General features: G+C 75.4%; 1 protein-coding gene. It reads left to right on the top strand.

Annotated features, from left to right (window positions below; genetic code table 11):
- Positions 1–58: 58 nt before the first annotated feature.
- Positions 59–792 (top strand): M20/M25/M40 family metallo-hydrolase (locus HG543_RS53920; RefSeq protein WP_169352711.1); only part of this gene is annotated, 734 nt, incomplete at its 3' end.

Here is a 792-nt window from a genome sequence, read left to right as displayed (position 1 = left end):
GGGGGGGGGGCGCCCGCGGTGTCTGCTACCGTACGCGGCCCCTCTCGCGAGCCCGCCGATGAAACGCCTCTTCCTGCTGTTGCTGCTCGGCATCTGCCTGCTGGCCGGCGTCCTGGTGACGCGGGCGCTGGGCTACTCCTCCCGGCAGCCCACCCCGGAGGAGGCGGCGCCGTTCTCCCTGGACGCGGACGCCGCGGCGAAGCGGCTCGCGGGGGCGCTGCGGCTGAAGACGTTGGCGGCGTCGGAGGGCCGGCCCGCCGAGGACGCCGCCTTCGTCGCGCTGCATGACTACCTGCGGGAGCACTTCCCCCGGGTGCATGCGGAGCTGCGGCGCGAGCCCCAGGGGGCGCACTCGGTGCTCTACACGTGGCCGGGCACGGACGCGTCGCTCAAGCCGGTGCTGGTGATGGGGCACCTGGACGTGGTGCCCGTGGAGCCCGGCACGGAAGGCGGCTGGACGCGCCCGCCGTTCAGCGGGGACATCGCGGACGGGTACGTGTGGGGCCGCGGCGCGCTGGACGACAAGGGCAGCGTGCTCGCCATCCTGGAGGCGGTGGAGGCGCTGCTCGCCTCGGGGCACCGGCCCCGGCGCACGGTGCTGCTGGCCTTCGGCGGGGACGAGGAGGTGGGCGGGCACGAGGGCGCGGAGGCCATGGCGAAGCTGCTACGCGAGCGCGGGGTGACGCTGGAGTCCGTGCTGGACGAGGGCGGGATGATGCTGACGGGCACCGTGCCGGGCGTGAAGGCGCCGGTGGCCCTGGTGGGGGTGGCGGAGAAGGGCATGGTGAGCGC

Source organism: Pyxidicoccus fallax, assembly GCF_012933655.1.
GTDB classification, from domain to species: Bacteria; Myxococcota; Myxococcia; order Myxococcales; family Myxococcaceae; genus Myxococcus; species Myxococcus fallax.
Note: the sequence above shows the minus strand (reverse complement) of the source record. Positions and strands in the feature narration are given on the sequence as shown.